The 14,328-nt window shown below is 59.7% G+C and carries 5 protein-coding genes; 3 read left to right on the top strand and 2 right to left on the bottom strand.

Going from position 1 to position 14,328, the window contains the following annotated elements; genetic code table 11:
• The first annotated feature begins 442 nt into the window (after positions 1 to 442).
• Positions 443 to 4,396: a trifunctional transcriptional regulator/proline dehydrogenase/L-glutamate gamma-semialdehyde dehydrogenase gene (gene putA / locus QRN50_RS18020; RefSeq protein WP_096126597.1), complete on the top strand. Its 3,954-nt coding sequence runs from the start codon at positions 443 to 445 to the stop codon at positions 4,394 to 4,396.
• Positions 4,397 to 4,624: 228 nt separating this feature from the next.
• A complete protein-coding gene (locus tag QRN50_RS18015) occupies positions 4,625 to 6,427 on the top strand; it encodes an acyl-CoA dehydrogenase (RefSeq protein ID WP_032655155.1) in 1,803 nt (600 codons plus the stop codon).
• A 22-nt stretch (positions 6,428 to 6,449) separates the two neighbouring features.
• Here QRN50_RS18015 and QRN50_RS18010 read toward each other — a convergent pair whose 3' ends face one another.
• Together QRN50_RS18010 and QRN50_RS18005 are read right to left on the bottom strand one after the other, a co-directional pair.
• Positions 6,450 to 9,098 (bottom strand): dermonecrotic toxin domain-containing protein, encoded by a 2,649-nt coding sequence (locus QRN50_RS18010; RefSeq protein WP_096126596.1) that lies wholly within the window; start codon positions 9,096 to 9,098, stop codon positions 6,450 to 6,452.
• 99 nt (positions 9,099 to 9,197) lie between these two features.
• Positions 9,198 to 12,332, bottom strand: a complete 3,135-nt coding sequence (locus tag QRN50_RS18005) for a dermonecrotic toxin domain-containing protein (protein ID WP_096126595.1) — start codon at positions 12,330 to 12,332, stop codon at positions 9,198 to 9,200.
• 249 nt (positions 12,333 to 12,581) lie between these two features.
• Here QRN50_RS18005 and QRN50_RS18000 point away from each other — a divergent pair, with 249 nt between their 5' ends.
• A complete protein-coding gene (locus QRN50_RS18000) occupies positions 12,582 to 14,324 on the top strand; it encodes a potassium/proton antiporter (RefSeq protein WP_003414375.1) in 1,743 nt (580 codons plus the stop codon).
• Positions 14,325 to 14,328 lie beyond the last annotated feature (4 nt).

The following is a 14,328-nucleotide window of genomic DNA, read 5'->3' as shown; positions in this document are numbered from 1 at the left end:
TGCCTTGGCATTGTTTTTATGTTGGCACCCGATGCCAAAGGGAATAGCGACCGATATTCGGCACATCCCTGCTTTTGCACCCGACACCGCGTTGACTGATCGCTCCGCAAGGATTGGCAATCAATGACTGGCGGTTGCACCGCGGGAACGAATCCTATTAAACAATCCAAACAAGGTGCAACCCATTTCATCCTGCAAGTTGCACCTGTTACAAAAAACTCGTGACATATGCATTTACGCGCCATTTTAGGGCGTTTTCAACGCAATCTACAAAAAATCACGCACCAGCACTGAGCGTAGCGCCATTTTTATCAGCCGCTCACCGGGAACCTCACAAAATATTCTGCAAATCGGGTTGCACCCGGTTGCACCCCACCCTGTCCCGAGGCTAATCTGCGCCAAAGCCGATGCCACTTCCACGTGGCTATAAAGAGGACAACACATGGCCACCACCACTCTGGGCGTCAAACTTGACGACCCGACCCGCGAGCGTTTGAAAGCCGCAGCTCACTCCATCGACCGTACGCCGCACTGGTTGATCAAGCAGGCGATTTTCAATTACCTGGAAAAGCTCGAGAGTGGTGCAACCCTGCTGGAGCTCGACGGTGCTGCCGGCAAGGACAACGAAGACCGCGGCGAGCTGGCAGAAGAGGCGGGGCTGCAATGCTTTCTGGATTTTGCCGAGAGCATTCAACCGCAGTCCGTGTTACGTGCAGCCATCACCTCCGCCTACCGCCGCCCCGAGCCGGAAGTGGTGCCTATGCTGCTCGAGCAGGCACGCCTGAGCGCGCCGGTTGCCGAGGCCACCAACAAGATGGCCGCGTCGATTGCGGAGAAACTGCGTAACCAGAAAAGCGCCGGTGGTCGCGCGGGCATCGTTCAGGGCCTGCTGCAGGAGTTTTCACTGTCGTCCCAGGAGGGCGTCGCGCTGATGTGCCTGGCCGAAGCGCTGCTGCGTATTCCGGACAAGGGCACCCGCGATGCCTTGATTCGCGACAAGATCAGCAACGGCAACTGGCAGCCGCACCTGGGCAACAGCCCGTCGCTGTTCGTCAACGCCGCCACCTGGGGCCTGCTGCTGACAGGCAGGCTGGTCGCCACTCACAATGAAGCGGGCCTTACATCCTCGCTGAGCCGCATCATCGGCAAAAGCGGCGAACCGATGATCCGCAAGGGCGTCGACATGGCCATGCGCCTGATGGGCGAGCAGTTCGTCACCGGCGAAACCATCGGTGAAGCCCTGGCCAATGCCAGTCGCTTCGAAGCCAAGGGCTTTCGCTACTCCTACGACATGCTGGGTGAAGCGGCGCTGACCGAACATGACGCGCAGAAGTACCTGGCGTCCTACGAGCAGGCTATCCACTCCATCGGCAAAGCCTCGCACGGTCGCGGCATCTACGAAGGTCCGGGGATTTCCATCAAGCTGTCGGCGCTGCACCCGCGCTACAGCCGCGCCCAGTACGAGCGGGTGATGGATGAACTGTACCCGCGCCTGCTGTCGCTGACGCTGCTCGCCAAGCAGTACGACATCGGCCTGAACATCGACGCCGAAGAAGCCGATCGCCTGGAGCTGTCGCTGGATCTGCTCGAGCGCCTGTGTTTCGAACCACAGCTCACCGGCTGGAACGGCATCGGCTTCGTGATTCAGGCGTATCAGAAGCGCTGCCCTTATGTGATCGATTACGTGATCGACCTGGCGCGCCGCAGCCGCCATCGTCTGATGATCCGTCTGGTCAAGGGCGCGTACTGGGACAGCGAGATCAAGCGCGCCCAGGTCGAAGGCCTGGAAGGCTATCCGGTGTACACGCGCAAGGTGTACACCGACGTGTCCTACATCGCCTGCGCCCGCAAGTTGCTGGCGGCACCGGAAGTCATCTATCCACAATTTGCCACACACAACGCCCACACCCTGGCGGCCATCTACCAGATTGCCGGTCAGAATTATTACCCCGGCCAGTATGAATTCCAGTGCCTGCACGGCATGGGCGAGCCGTTGTATGAGCAGGTTGTAGGCAAAGTCGCCGACGGCAAACTGAATCGTCCTTGCCGCGTGTACGCCCCGGTTGGCACACATGAAACGCTGCTGGCCTATCTGGTGCGTCGCCTGCTCGAAAACGGCGCCAACACCTCGTTCGTCAACCGGATTGCCGACCACTCGATCTCGATTCAGGAACTGGTCGCCGATCCGGTCAGCCAGATCGAACGCATGGCGACCCAGGAAGGCGGTTTCGGCCTGCCGCATCCGCGCATTCCGCTGCCGCGTGATCTGTACGGAACCGAACGCGCCAACTCCAGCGGCATCGACATGGCCAACGAACATCGTCTGGCTTCGCTGTCTTCGGCCCTGCTGGCTACCGCGCACAACGACTGGAAAGCCGCCCCGATGCTGGGCTGCCCGGCCAGCGCAGGCACGTTGAGTGCTGCGCTGAACCCATCGGACCTGCGTGACGTGGTCGGTCATGTGCAGGAAGCGTCCCTGCCAGATGTCGATAACGCCATCCAGTGCGCCTTGAGCGCTGGCCCGATCTGGCAGGCCACTCCGCCTGTCGAGCGCGCTGCGATTCTGGAGCGTGCCGCTGACTTGATGGAGGCTGAAATCCAGCCGTTGATGGGCCTGCTGGTCCGTGAAGCGGGCAAGACCTTCGCCAACGCTATCGCCGAAGTGCGCGAAGCCGTGGACTTCCTGCGTTACTACGCCGTGCAGGCGCGCAACGACTTCACCAACGACGGCCATCGTCCGCTGGGTCCGGTGGTCTGCATCAGTCCGTGGAACTTCCCGCTGGCGATTTTCAGTGGCCAGGTGGCTGCTGCACTGGCTGCGGGTAACCCGGTGCTGGCCAAACCTGCCGAGCAGACGCCGCTGATCGCCGCACAGGCCGTGCGCCTGCTGCTTGAAGCGGGCATTCCGGAAGGCGTAGTGCAATTGCTGCCGGGTCGCGGCGAAACCGTAGGTGCCGGGCTGGTCGGCGACGAGCGTGTCAAAGGCGTCATGTTCACCGGCTCCACCGAGGTCGCCCGCCTGCTGCAGCGCAACGTGGCAGGTCGCCTCGACTCACAGGGTCGCCCCATTCCGCTGATCGCCGAAACCGGTGGCCAGAACGCGATGATCGTCGACTCTTCGGCGCTGACCGAACAGGTGGTGATCGACGTAGTGTCTTCGGCGTTCGACAGCGCCGGTCAGCGCTGCTCGGCACTGCGCGTGCTGTGCCTGCAGGAAGATTCTGCCGACCGCGTCATCGAAATGCTCAAGGGCGCGATGGCCGAGAACCGCCTCGGCAATCCGGAGCGCCTGTCGGTAGACATCGGCCCGGTGATCGACGCAGAGGCCAAGGCCGGTATCGAAAAACACATCCAGGCCATGCGCGACAAGGGCCGCACGGTCTATCAGGTGGCCATCGCCGACAGCACCGAACTCAAGCGTGGCACTTATGTGATGCCGACCTTGATCGAACTGGAAAGCTTCGATGAGCTGCAACGCGAAATATTCGGCCCAGTGCTGCACGTGGTGCGCTACAAGCGCAAGGAGCTTGGCCTGCTGATCGATCAGATCAATGCCTCCGGTTATGGCCTGACCCTGGGCGTGCACACGCGCATCGACGAGACCATCGCCAAGGTCATCGACAACGTCAATGCCGGCAACGTCTACGTCAACCGCAACATCGTCGGCGCCGTGGTGGGTGTTCAGCCATTCGGCGGCGAAGGCTTGTCCGGCACCGGCCCCAAAGCGGGTGGCCCGTTGTACCTGTATCGCCTGCTGTCGACGCGTCCGCAGGATGCTATCGAGAAATCGTTCGTCCGCAGCGACGCGCTGTCTGCGCCGGATACCCGCCTGCGTGAAGCCCTCGGCAAGCCGTTGCAGGCATTGAAGGCCTGGGCTGCCAGCAACCAGCAAAGCGACCTGGACGCGCTGTGCAGTCAATACGCCGAGCAATCGCAAAGCGGCATCACCCGCCAGTTGGCAGGCCCGACCGGCGAACGCAACAGCTACGCGATCCTGCCGCGTGAACACGTACTTTGCCTGGCTGACGACGAGAACGACCTGCTGATTCAACTGGCAGCCGTACTGGCGGTCGGCAGCTCTGCCGTGTGGCCGGAAACCGACATCAGCAAACCGCTGCGTGCTCGCCTGCCAAAGGACGTTCAGGCGCGCATCAAACTGATACCTGACTGGGCCAAGGACGACGTCACCTTCGACGCCGTCCTGCACCATGGCGACTCCGATCAGCTACGTGCCATCTGCCAGCAGATCGCACAACGCAGCGGTGCCATCGTCGGCGTCAACGGCCTGTCCCACGGCGAAACCAACGTACCGCTGGAACGTCTGGTGATCGAGCGGGCATTGAGCGTCAACACTGCGGCGGCGGGTGGCAATGCGAGCCTGATGACGATCGGCTGATGCCGCGCGGTAACAGATGACGCAGAGCGTCAAGAACGGGCATTCCCACGCTGGAGCGTGCGCAACGAGAGGTGTCTGAAAGACACCGCCCGTTCCCATGCTCTGGACGCTCTGCGTCCGCTCTCGATGCACCCTCACCCACGCTCGACCATCACCCGAATCAATCTTGCTACCCTCGCCCCTCAACCCGACCTAGACTTGAGCCATTCCAAGAACAGGTACGCCATCATGTCCGAGTCGCTGCTCAGTTCCCGAAATCTGGCTTTCGAGCTGTATGAAGTGCTGGACGCCGAAGGTCTGACGCGTCGCGAGCGCTTTGCCGAGCATTCGCGGGAAACCTTTGATGCGGCGCTGGGGACGGCGCGCGTCATTGCAGAAAAGTACTTTGCACCGCACAACCGCAAGGCTGACGAAAACGAGCCGCGCTATGAAAAGGGCGAGGCGATTCTGATCCCGGAGGTCAAGCCTGCGGTGGATGCGTTTATTGCGGCGGGCTTTCTCAACGCATCGCGTGATTTCGACGTGGGTGGCATGCAGTTGCCTACCCTGCTGTCGCAAGCCTGCTTTGCCCACTTCCAGGCCGCCAACGTCGGGACCACGTCCTATCCGTTTCTGACCATGGGCGCCGCAAACCTGATCGAAAGTTTTGGCAGTGACGAGCAGAAGCAACGCTTTCTGCAACCGATGATCGAGGGGCGCTTTTTTGGCACCATGGCGCTGACCGAGCCCCATGCGGGTTCATCATTGTCAGACATCCGCACACGCGCCGAACCGGCAGATAACGGTACGTATCGGCTGCGCGGCAACAAGATATTCATTTCCGGGGGCGATCATTCGCTGTCGGAAAATATCGTGCACCTGGTGCTGGCGAAACTGCCAGATGCGCCAGCCGGGGTCAAAGGTATCTCGCTGTTCATCGTGCCCAAGTTTCTGGTCCACGACGACGGCAGCCTCGGCAAACGCAATGATGTGCTGCTGGCAGGTCTGTTTCACAAGATGGGCTGGAAAGGTACGACCTCTACAGCGCTGAATTTCGGCGATAACGGCGAGTGCGTTGGCTATCTGGTCGGCAAGCCTCATCACGGTTTGAGTTACATGTTCCAGATGATGAACGAAGCGCGTATCGGCGTTGGCCTGGGCGCTGTCATGTTGGGCTACGCCGGTTATCTGTATTCGCTGGATTACGCCCGGGATCGACCTCAGGGTCGCCTGCCCGACAGCAAAAGCCCCGAGAGCACGCCCGTGCCGATCATTCAGCACGCTGACGTGCGGCGCATGCTGCTGACCCAGAAGGCTTACGTAGAGGGCGCGTTCGACCTGTGTCTGTATGCCTCACGGCTGTTCGACGACACCCAGACCGGAGAAACCGAAGACGTCCGCAAGCACGCCCATGAGCTGCTGGACCTGCTGACCCCCGTCGTCAAATCCTGGCCTTCGGAGTTCTGCCTGAAGGCCAATGAACTGGCGATTCAGGTGCTCGGCGGTCATGGTTACACCCGCGAGTACCCCGTTGAGCAGTACTACCGTGACAACCGGCTCAATCCGATTCATGAAGGCACTCACGGCATCCAGTCACTGGACCTGCTCGGGCGCAAGCTGGCGCAGAACGGTGGCACCGGCCTCAAGCAACTGCTGCGCCTGATCGCCAACACCTGCGAGCGCGCACAGGCTCACGAGTCACTCGTTGAACTGCGCCAGCCTCTGGAGCAATTGATTGCTCGCTTGCAGGCTGTCACTCTGGGGCTGCTGGGCGATCTGGCGCAAGGCAGGATCACCAGCACACTGGCCAACTCGGCGCTGTACCTCAAGGCATTCGGTCACACGGTAATCGGCTGGCGCTGGCTGGAACAGGCAATCCGCGCCGAGGAAGGCCTGGGCAAGGGCAATTCGGCCGACAGCGACTTCTACCACGGCAAACTGCAAGCTGCCCGGTATTTCCTGACGTGGGAAGTACCGGGCTGCCATCATGAACTGACGATTCTGGAAAACCGCGATGACACCTGTCTGGCAATGCGCGATGACTGGTTCTGATCAAAACCAGGCTGGCTGTTGATCAGCGCGGGCTGAACAGGTCTGTCATTGGATTCTGCGGAAAAAACCGGTCGACCAGTACCTTGGCATCTGTCCCCAGCTTAAGCGCGTACTGCTCTCGACTGAATGGCTCGCCCGTGCGCATATCGTAAAGCGCCCGCCCCTGGATTGGACGATCGACCTCCTGCATCTGGACTTTCATGATGCGATAAAACTCACCGCTCACTTCTTCGATGCTGTCGATCTGAAAGTAGCATCCGGGCAAGAAGATCGATTCGGCCTCATCGGGCGAGGCCGAGAATGGCGCAACAGGCGTGGCCCGCAGATAACGCCCTTTGGGCAAAACGAAGACCACCGAGGTGTCATCGAACGTGACCGGCCCAAGCATGGCGCTAGCGGGCGCACCGGCCCGACTGCTGGCAAAGGCGCTGACCACATAGGGGTTTTCGCTGAACGAGGTGACATCGGTATTGACCAGCACGTCGCCGACCTTGATCTGCCCGCTGCGGAACACGGCACCCGAGGTGCCCCGATCACCACTGCCGCCACGGTACAACTCGACATCATTGTTGTACCCCACCACATGGATGTCATCGGCCAGGCGTTCGATGGCTCTGACCTGGTTTCGGCCCAGGCTCTCACCGGTACGCAGGAACCTGTTGAATTGCGCATCATCCTGGGTATACAGCGTGATGTTGGCGGCGTAATAGTCGTCATCACCAAGCTTGAAAACCCGATGTTTGCCCTGCCAGGGGTCCCTGTATACCTCGTTGCCATCGGGCGAAGAATCGGACTCCAGGACATCCTCCGGGGTCGCGTCCCAGATTGACATGACCTGTTTCTGCCGGGCCAGAGCTGTTTCTGCAAAGTGCTGCTCATTGAAAATGTCAGTTTGCAAATACCGGTCCCAGAACGAGGAACCTACTGTCGCATAAGGTTTGCCAACCGGGGCAGATGCGCTGCCTGACGGAATCTGCACATCCATAGGAGAGCCGCCCTGCAAGCCGGGCGACGCCATCAGCGTCCATTTCCCTTCGGCGTTCAGACGAACCGGCTTGCTGCCGATGAACGCAAACGGGTTATCAGGATTGACGACCATCCAGCACTGCTGTTGCTCATTGAACATTACGCGATAAGGCAAGTGCGCCAGCTTGATCCAGGTTTCGCCGTTACCCAGCGTGTAGACGCCGCGCAACCTGCCCTCTTCGGCTGAGGGCGTGAGGGTGTCGAGCAGCAGGTTGCCTTCCATGTTATCCAGCGGGTCGGCAAGCACGCTGCCGCCCTCCAGGGCCTCACTGGAGATCGATGCGACGTCCGTTGTCGTTACCTGTAAAGGCTGGGGAGCGACACGTATGGACATCAGCAGAGGAAGATTGAAGAGTAGATAAAGCGTGTTGAGAATCGCGCCCAGCACACCAGCCTTGCGTTGCGCAGGGGTTTTGCCATTGACCGCCTGATCAATATTCAACCCGGTATTGGCAAGACTTGCCCCGACAAGCGTCAAAGCAACCGGCCAGCTCAGCGGCGCAAGCCCGCCAAACGCCGGCAGGAATGCGCTCAGATAGCCGATCCATATCTGCTTGAGCAGGTCGGTATTGGACGTCAGGATCTCGCGTGCATCGGCGCTCATTGCCTGCCGGGCAACGTCACGCAGGTAAACAAAGGGATCCCCTGCAATAGGCGCTTGCGACTGGTTGATGAGTCGAACGTCAGCACGCCAATCGTGCGCGAGCAAATCGCTCACCGCGCGCGCAAACCTGGCGCCATCTTGTGTCCGGGACGCCTCACCACGCAGGAAATGGCCTGTCATCGCCTTGGCTGCCTGCTCGCCCATGAACTGTTCCTTGAGCCAGTGGTACAAGGCGCGCTCGCTGTCGAACGCCATAAAAGGCTGTTCGGCATCAGGCCAGTAAATCACCTCCCGCCCACCGGCAATGACGATACGCAGCAGGTCGTGGGCCTTGATGCCGTCGATATCCAGCGTATGTACCGACACACCGGGCGGCAACGGCAGCGGCTCCTGCAACGCTTTCAGCGTAGGCGTTTGCAATGGATCGGCAATAACGACGCGGGTGACCTGTTTGAAGTCGTCGGGTGACAGTTGGCCCTTGCGCAGGCAATGGCCGGCGGCAACCAGATATTGCGCCTTGGCCAGAATGCAAAAGTTGTCACTGTGGGTGTTCCAGAAGCGCTCCATTCGGCGGCTGTACAACGAACTGAAATCAAGCGTCCACATGTCGTTGAGCACATCCTGAGGCAGCATGGGCACCTCATTGCGCTCGTCGAAAAACCCGTGGTCCGGGCCATCGGTATAAAAACCACCGTACAGGGAGAGCTCATCGCTGGCTTCCTGGTCGTGGGCGCTGAAGTGCTTCATGAGCAGCTCGATCAACGTCATCGACTGCACAGGCTTTCCGGAATGCTGCCAGCCGGTGAAGGTACGCGGGCTGCTGCTGGCGGAACCGAAACGATGCCAGTACACCTTTTCAGGATTGAACATCCTGTGGGTGTGTTGAAGAATGATCTTGCTGGCTGCGATATAGGCCAGATCGTGCAGATCGGGATAGTCGAGAACAAACTGCTGCGCACGTTCGCGCAGCAGTTGCTGATCGGTTTTGGAGGCTTGCGAGGGTGGGGGTGACATAACGTCTTCCTGTGTGAGAGAAGTCATGCACGTAATCACCCATCGCAGTGTTCATGGCACTAACTATCTATGCCGTCACGCGCCTGTCGATGGTTCGGGCTCAGCCACTGGCCTGTCCACTGAACGCTACCACTCGTTCGCAGAGCCTGGAGTAATCTTCGCCGTGGCCTTGAAGGGGAAATAGAAGTCCACGGTATCCTTCAGATAGGCCTCGTATATGACGGACAGGACTTGATCAGGCGGAAGATAGGAGCGCGCCAGCAAATCGAAGCAGTCAGGTCGCAGCCTTCGCAAAACATCTGACATCAGTTTGGGGCCGGTCAAGTCCGAAATACGTGTCATATAAGGCGTCATCCTGGCTTTTGATGCGGCTTTCGTGGCGTCGTCGGTACGGTCGATGTAGGGCCTGCGGGTGCTGAAGAACGCTTCGTTGGTCTGCTTCTCGCTGTCGAAGCGTACCTTTATCTCCTTGAGCATCTGTTTTAAAACAGGATTGTTCGGGTGACTGCCGAAGTGACTGTTTCCCGGCCCTTTATAACCCAGATGCTCCGCCTGCAGTTCCCTTCCCAGCAGTACGTCATTCGGACCGGCTTTCAATGGAAATTTTGCGAAAGGGACGTTGATCGTGTCGTCGCAATCGACATAGATACCGCCATACTCGTCAATCAGCCGATAGCGCAAAATATCCGAGGCAGCAGCGTAATTACGGTTATCCGAGTGCCGGAAGTAATTGAATGCCTCGCCGTTTTCGCCGCTCAGGAAGTCTGGATAGAACGCTTCTTCCTTGAGGCGGGAAATATGCATTTGCGGCTGTTCAAAAAAGTAATCGAACAACTGCTGGTCAGCTGCCGGGTCATCGATATCTATGTGCAGTTGAAAGCGCAAATCCGGACTGGTGCGCATGTTGCTCAGCATCTTTTCCAGGAGGTCTGCACCCGGCGTTCGTTCCCCCATCCAGATGTGGTGAACGATGCGGCTTATGGGTTTGGCGTCTGCCGGCAGGCTCGGTACACGAGGAAAAGTATAGAACTCGAAACGCTGGCTCTGTGGCAGATTTGCCTCAAGTTTCTGGAATGTGTCTTTGGAACCGCGGTTCCACACCCCGTCGCGATCCAGCCACACCAAGCCGTCCCTGTCAGATGGGTCAGTTCGCCAGCAACGAATATCGGGGTCGTAATAGACATTCGTCTTTTCCCCCCTCACCTGAACGAAATACTTCTCTATGACGGTCCCTCTTGATTGACTCAGTACCTCCTCGATGCTGATACCGTCCATAGGCAATTCGACCTGCAGCTTGGGGGCCCAGCGCTGGACTTCGATTTTCGGCTCGCCGGGCACCACCGGTACTACGACGCTTTCTGCTTCACTGGCAGGCGGCAACTGCGTACCGTCGAAACTTTCCCCGCCGCGCAGCCCCAGCTTGAGGTCCAGGTCCCAGTAGCCGGTGTCGACAGTCTTCACATAGGGCCCCCACACACGAGGATCCGCGGCGGAGCGAATTCGGTACTGTTTCTCCTGCGGCACCCACTCCACCCGGAACGCACGATCATGCAGTTCGATGTAGCGTTTGCCTTCGAGCGGATAGATACCCGCCACTTCGCCCGACGCAAGTCCCGGCAGTTCCTGAGGCGCTTCAAGCGCGCGCAACAGGCGGCGCATTTTCTTGTCAAGCGAGCGCAGTGCCGGGGGTTCCGGCCTGAAAACCGGGGCTGGCTCAATATCGATGACAGGGTCGATCTCAGTCGATGCCCCTGGCACCTCATAGCCGCCACCCGTCTCGTCAACCAGCCCTGTTTCAACTCCGGCCTCGACCGCCTCACCCTCCTCGCCGAGAATCGGCAGCGCGTTCAAGACGCCGAAGGCAATCCGCCCAAGCCCAGCCTGACGCTCCTCCAGCGTGTGACCATTCACGGCGGCGTCAACACCCAACCCGACCAGCGCGAGAGACAGCCCTGCGACCACCGGCATCAGCTCGGGAAAGACGATGGCAACGCCACCCAGAACGGACACGCATTCGCTCAAACCGCTGCTGGCTTCCTCTTTCCAGTAGTCGCCATGGCTGCGGATTTTTTGCAGCGCATCGATTTCGGACTTTGCCCTGACCCGAGTCTTGAAGTGCGAGAACGGCCAGGGCTGCAGAGGTTCGCCAAACTGCACCAGCTTTCGGGGGTTCCATGCCCCCGTCGCGGAGTCCAGCAGCTTCGGGTAGACGGCAAAGCCTTTCAGGGCAGTGGCCACACCACTGTAGAAAAAGCCATCCAGGTCATCGGCAGCACTGAAGTGCGCCTCCAAAGAACGGCGCTTGCCGGGGTCCCTGCACATCAGCGCGACCCATTCCTTGAGTTCGTCTGCGTTCTTGAAGGCATGAATGGGTGACGAATTACCGGGTATATAGAGCAGCACGGTCGGCGAATCGGCGCTGCGTATGACCATGATGTCGACGGCACTGTAACCGTGAACCAGCAGCTCGGAAATCGTCACACGGGTGGCAATCGGGGCAGCGACAAAATCGTCGAAACTCAGCGTTTTCCAGCCCTGATCGCCGGGCAGGCCAAGCGCCTCAAGTACCATGGCCTTGTGCTCGGCCTTGAGGGTATTTTCGTCGGCTTGCAGCCAGGCTGCCTTGAACAACCCGGCCTTTAGCATCAGGTTGTAGTCTTCGCCATGCGCGTGCCAGAACTGCTTCAGATAAGCGATATACCCTGATTGCAGATTGTGATCCCAGATGTATTGCTTGAATGCCTCGGCATTGATGCCAAGTTGTGTCGTTGCGTCATAGCGCTGCGGGCTGGTTTTTCGGTAGATGGCCTCGTAAGCGACGCAGTCGGAAGCGAGCAGCTTCTCGTCCACGACCTGGCAGTCGAAACCGCCATCACTGTGGGGTTGCAAATGCCCGAGGTGATCAAACCAGTTGCCATTGCCCTTTTGCTGCCAGTTACGCAGCAGCGCCTGGGTCAGTGTCATCGAGTGAACGACATTGGCGCGGTGAGGTGCGGGGTAGAGCCTCGGATCTTCGATATACAGAGTGGCGATCAGGGTGTCGTCCGGATCAATCTCGACGCCCCACCGCGACTGGCATTCCTGTGCCACATCCCGCGCAGCCAGGGCGGCAGGTGACTGCAGGTTGATCGGGTTGAGCCGGAAGTAATCGCTGACCGAAAAGTCTTCGTCTACCCGTTTCCGGAACGCTGCGTCAGAGTCATCATCGCCAGCCCTGTCGGCATCGTCGAAGTCGTAATGTGCTGCAAACTCATCATCCATGATGAAAACCTTCTTGGTGGTAGGAGCCCCGACAGTAGTGAGCAAGAAGGTCTGGTCTGCGGTATATAGCTATGCGTCAGCCGCTGGATTGCAACCAATCGTGAGCCCGGGAGCGCCGCTCTGGGTCAATCGCCCTGAATTGATCTTTGACAGCCAAGCAATTCAACAGGTTAAATCGCTTGGCATGCGGACTGCATGGTCAGTTTTCGCCCCTCTCGTTGCAATTCAGTTTTCTACGGAGTACCGCCCTTGGACGCCACCACCATCAACAGCCTGTTCCTGATCGGCGCGTTGCTGGTAGCCGCAAGCATCCTGGTCAGTTCTCTTTCGTCGCGCCTGGGCATTCCGATTCTGGTCATTATTCTGGCCGTAGGCATGGTTGCAGGCGTCGATGGCGGCGGGATCATCTTCGACAACTACGCGACCGCCTACCTGGTCGGCAACCTTGCGCTGGCGGTGATCCTGCTCGACGGCGGGCTGCGAACGCGGGTGGCCAGTTTCCGGGTTGCACTGTGGCCGGCCTTGTCGCTGGCGACGGTGGGCGTGCTGATCACCACGGTATTGACCGGCATGATGGCTGCGTGGCTGTTCAATCTCAGCGTTATTCAGGGCCTGTTGATCGGCGCGATCGTCGGCTCCACAGACGCCGCGGCGGTGTTCTCCCTGCTGGGCGGCAAAGGCTTGAACGAGCGCGTTACCGCCAGCCTCGAGATCGAGTCGGGGAGCAACGACCCCATGGCGGTATTCCTGACTGTCACCCTGATCGGTATGCTCGCCAGCGGTCAGACCGGCTTGCACTGGGGACTGCTGGGGCACCTGATCCAGGAATTCGGGATCGGCAGCTTTATCGGTCTGGGCGGCGGCTGGATCCTGCTGCAGCTGGTCAACCGCATCAATCTGGCCGCTGGCCTCTACCCGATTCTGGTGATTGCCGGTGGCCTGGCGATCTTCGCCCTGACCAACGCCATCCACGGCAGCGGTTTTCTCGCGGTCTACCTGTGCGGTCTGGTGCTCGGCAACCGGCCGATTCGCAGTCGCCACGGCATCCTGCACATGCTCGACGGCATGGCCTGGCTGGCACAGATCGGCATGTTTCTGGTACTGGGCCTGCTGGTCACGCCGCACGATCTGCTGCCAATTGCGATACCGGCGCTGGGTCTGGCGCTGTGGATGATTCTGGTGGCACGTCCACTGTCGGTGATGGTCGGCCTGCTGCCGTTCAAGGCTTTCCATGATCGCGAAAAAGCTTTTATCGCTTGGGTCGGCCTGCGTGGCGCGGTACCGATCATCCTCGCGGTGTTCCCGCTGATGGCCGGGCTGCCCAATGCGCAGCTGTACTTCAACCTGGCGTTCTTCATCGTGCTGGTTTCGCTGTTGCTGCAAGGCACCAGCCTGCCGTGGATGGCCAAACTGCTGAAAGTGACGGTTCCGCCTGATCCCGCGCCGATTTCCCGGGCCGCGCTGGAGGTACACGTCACCAGCGAATGGGAGTTGTTCGTCTACCGCCTGGGCGCTGAAAAGTGGTGCATCGGCGCGGCGCTGCGTGAGCTGAAGATGCCGGAAGGCACGCGTATCGCGGCACTGTTCCGCGGCCAGCAACTGCTCCACCCGTCCGGCAGTACAACCCTGGAAGTCGGTGATCTGCTGTGCGTGATCGGCCACGAACACGACCTTCCAGCGCTGGGCAAATTGTTCAGCCAGGCGCCGCAGCGTGGGCTGGACCTGCGTTTCTTCGGCGACTTCGTGCTCGAAGGCGACGCAAGGCTGGGTGAAGTGGCGGCCCTGTATGGCCTGAAACTCGACGGCATCGACCCTGGAATGCCGCTCAGCCAGTTCATCGTGCAGAAGAACCGTGGCGAACCGGTGGTCGGCGACCAGGTTGAATGGAATGGAACTATTTGGACGGTTGCCGTCATGGACGGGAACAAGATCCAGAAAGTGGGCGTCAAATTCCCCGAAGGAACCCGCCCGGGCCCCGGACTGTTCCTTTAAACTG

The organism is Pseudomonas sp. MEJ108 (assembly GCF_030208985.1).
In the GTDB taxonomy this organism is placed as follows: Bacteria; Pseudomonadota; Gammaproteobacteria; order Pseudomonadales; family Pseudomonadaceae; genus Aquipseudomonas; species Aquipseudomonas fragariae.
Note: the sequence above shows the minus strand (reverse complement) of the source record. Positions and strands in the feature narration are given on the sequence as shown.

Excerpts from the sequence above, each read along its gene's own strand:
- QRN50_RS18005 (WP_096126595.1), bottom strand. The coding sequence starts at position 12,332 with ATGGATGATGAGTTTGCAGCACATTACGACTTCGACGATGCCGACAGG.
- QRN50_RS18015 (WP_032655155.1), top strand. The coding sequence starts at position 4,625 with ATGTCCGAGTCGCTGCTCAGTTCCCGAAATCTGGCTTTCGAGCTGTAT.
- putA (WP_096126597.1), top strand. The coding sequence starts at position 443 with ATGGCCACCACCACTCTGGGCGTCAAACTTGACGACCCGACCCGCGAG.
- QRN50_RS18010 (WP_096126596.1), bottom strand. The coding sequence starts at position 9,098 with ATGACTTCTCTCACACAGGAAGACGTTATGTCACCCCCACCCTCGCAA.